The following is a 3,408-nucleotide window of genomic DNA, read 5'->3' on the forward strand; positions in this document are numbered from 1 at the left end:
TGGTGAAGCTATAAGACAAGTGCTTGGAACACCCATTTACGGCTTACCACAAGACGAGCCAACGTTTACCGTTAGTCAAATTCCACCAGCAGTTTTTTCTGGTTTTGTTACTAAAAACAGAACGGTTTTAAAAATTGAAACGGGTAAAAAATCAGGAATCACGATTTCTGAGGATGTGTATGCAAAGCCTCAAAAAGTTATTGTGATATCTGGGAAAACAAAGGATGCTATTATTGAGGTTCTTAAATTGAATGCATCCAAAATTATTAATACGTTTAGAAATGAAGAGTTAGCTGAAAGAATGCGACAAATGGCAAAATCACCGCATCGTTTTACATCTATAAAGGAAAAACTAGGTTTAACCATTCAGTTTGCATCTATTTATGAATCTGCAAAAGAAACAGACAATTTCTTCTGGTTTAGAAAAGATATTACGACTGGTCATTCTCATATCATGATTTATGAATTACCCTTTGATGCTATACAGAGAAACGATAGTACAGTAACTCAAATAATTAAAATTAGAGACTCTATTGGGAAGCAGTATTTTAAAGGACGATTGGATGGTACTATAAATGCCGACGGAAGTACAGTATCTTCTTTTATGGTAACAGAGGATGCTTACACGCCTTTTTATGGTGAAACTATTTTAGATAATAAACCTGCGCTTGAAACGAAAGGCTTATGGGAATTAACAAATGATTTTATGGGTGGACCATTTATTAATTATACGATTGAAGATAAAGTAAATAAAAGATGGATAGGTATTGAGGGCTTCGTTTTTGCACCATCTGTAGAGAAACGAAATTATATGCTAGAACTAGAGGCGATTATTAAATCTGTTAAAATAGACTAATAAAAGCGCTAGCGAAATAAACAAAAAAGACCAACATTACTCAGTAATATTGGTCTTTTTTTATAAAAATAAAAGCGTCTATTCTTTTTTGTCTTCGGCAGATTCTTCTTCTTTACTGGCATCTTTAAATTCTTTAATACCGCTACCTAATCCACGCATTAATTCAGGTATTTTTTTACCTCCAAATAAAAGTAAAACAACCACAACAATTAATGCTATTTGCCAAGGTCCTATTGCTAATGGTAATATATATAAGCTCATAATAATGATTTTAAAGTACAAAGTTAATAATTAAACTTTAATAAAAACGTTTTAATACGAATTTAGATATATAATGTCGTGAAAGTAAATTAGAATATTTTTTTATTTATCAAGGCAAAAAATCAAAGCATAGTCTTAGGTACGGTTTTATTTTTTTACGAAGAGAAGTAGAAAAACAAATGATTTACCGCTAAATTATATATCTAAATTGGTATAAGTTTAACTTTAGCATACCGAGCATCAAGTCTTGTAATAAATTTATTTATTTTTGTTTCAACATGGCAGATAAAAAAAAGAAAAAGATAAAACGAAAATTATTAGATAAGTATCGGTTAATGATACTTAACGAAAACACTTTTGAAGAGCGTTTATCTTTTAAGCTCACGCGACTAAATGTCTTTGTTTTAAGCTCGTTATTAATTATATTTTTAATCACCCTGACGTACTTATTAATTGCACTTACGCCACTCCGGGAATATATTCCTGGGTATTCATCAACAGCATTAAAAAAGAAAGCTACAGAGTTGAGTTATAAAACCGATTCTTTACAACGTGTTATTTTTATGAATGAGCGTTACTACGAATCTATTAAAAAAGTACTTACAGGCGATTTGAATGCCGAAGATTTTAATAAAGACTCTATTATTCAAGTGGTAAAGCTAGAGGCAAGTGAAGTCGATTTAAAACCGACAGCTGAAGATTCTTTACTTCGAGAAAAAGTAGATAAAGAGGATAAGTATAATCTATTTGAATCGGCAACCTCAGCAACAAGTTTTGTGTTGTTTCCGCCAGTAAATGGTACCATTAGCGAACCTTACAATGCCAAAGAAAAGCACTATGCTGTAGATATTGTTGTAGTCAAAGACACTCCTATAAAAGCCACTGCTGATGGGATTGTAATTTTTGCTGAATGGACAGCTAGTACAGGCTATGTGATTATTATTGAGCATAGTCATGGGTTAATTTCTATATATAAACACAATGCGGCTTTAACAAAAACCCAAGGCGATTTAGTTAAAGCCGGCGAAGTTATTGCCACTGCAGGCAGCACAGGCGAACTATCAACAGGGCCACATTTACATTTTGAATTATGGAATGACGGCTACCCAATAAACCCAACAAATTTTATAGATTTTAAATAAGACATGGCCTCCTCAAGCATTATCGAAATCAAAATATATTTTGATTGAAGATACGAACGCAGTTCTCGGGAGGTTGAAAATAAAAAGGAATAAAAAGGTCTCGACTGCGCTCGACCAGACATTTGTCAATATCAAGTTAACATGTTATCACTAAAATCTGCTTTAGCAAAACCTTTTGCAAAACGTATTTATAAAAAAGTTCAAAAATGGGCAAACAATCCTATTGAAACTCAAAATAAAGTGTTTCAAGAATTAATTGCTGTCGCAACCCGAACGCAGTTTGGACAAGATCATGATTTTATTAGTATAAATAACCATAAAGATTTTATAAAACGTGTTCCTGTAAGAGATTATGAAGCCTTAAAACCCTACGTTGAAAAGGTGGTTGCTGGCGAAAAAGACATCCTTTGGAAGGGAAAACCCGTTTATTTTGCAAAAACCTCTGGAACTACTTCGGGGTCAAAATACATCCCTATTACTAAGGAAAGTATGCCAAGTCATGTGGAAGCAGCAAGAAATGCTATTTTGATGTACATTCATGAAACAGGCCATAGTAAATTTGTAAATGGTAAAATGATTTTTTTACAAGGAAGTCCTATTTTAAAAGAACAAAATGGCGTTCAATTAGGGCGGCTTTCGGGCATTGTAGCGCATTACGTGCCTAAGTATTTACAAAAAAACAGATTGCCTTCTTGGGAGACCAACTGTATTGAAGATTGGGAAACTAAAGTAGATGCTATAGTTGAAGAAACCTTACCAGAGAATATGACGATTATTTCTGGAATTCCATCCTGGGTACAAATGTATTTTGAGAAATTGCAGCAAAAAACAGGAAAGCAAGTAGGCGATGTCTTCAAAAATTTCAATCTATTCATTTTTGGAGGGGTTAATTATGAGCCTTACCGAGCAAAATTCGAAAACTTAATTGGCAGAAAAGTAGATAGTATTGAGTTATATCCTGCAAGCGAAGGGTTTTTTGCTTTTCAAGACAAACAGAATGAGAAAGGGATGTTGCTTCAGCTTAATTCAGGTATTTTTTATGAGTTTATTAAAGCGGACGAATTTTTTAATGAAAATCCAAAACGCATCACGATTGCAGATGTTGAGGTTGACGTAAATTATGTGATGATCATCTCAACAAATGCAGGC

Annotated in this window: 4 protein-coding genes; 3 read left to right on the top strand and 1 reads right to left on the bottom strand. The window is 33.3% G+C overall.

Annotated features, from left to right (window positions below; all coding sequences use genetic code 11):
* Positions 1-856, top strand: an 856-nt coding sequence (locus tag P8K68_RS14360) for a DUF4837 family protein (protein WP_300252461.1), incomplete at its 5' end; no start/stop codon positions are given.
* 78 nt (positions 857-934) lie between these two features.
* Here P8K68_RS14360 and tatA read toward each other — a convergent pair.
* Positions 935-1,117 (bottom strand): twin-arginine translocase TatA/TatE family subunit, encoded by a 183-nt coding sequence (gene tatA, locus P8K68_RS14365; RefSeq protein ID WP_300252463.1) that lies wholly within the window; start codon positions 1,115-1,117, stop codon positions 935-937.
* Between the two features lie 278 nt (positions 1,118-1,395).
* On the opposite strand from tatA, the gene P8K68_RS14370 reads away from it, so the two are divergent.
* Positions 1,396-2,259, top strand: a complete 864-nt coding sequence (locus P8K68_RS14370; RefSeq protein WP_300252466.1) for a M23 family metallopeptidase — start codon at positions 1,396-1,398, stop codon at positions 2,257-2,259.
* Positions 2,260-2,400: 141 nt separating this feature from the next.
* On the top strand, positions 2,401-3,408 hold a 1,008-nt coding region (locus P8K68_RS14375), incomplete at its 3' end, for a GH3 auxin-responsive promoter family protein (protein WP_300252472.1).

This window comes from Algibacter sp. (genome assembly GCF_029245835.1).
Taxonomy (GTDB): domain Bacteria; phylum Bacteroidota; class Bacteroidia; order Flavobacteriales; family Flavobacteriaceae; genus Algibacter_B.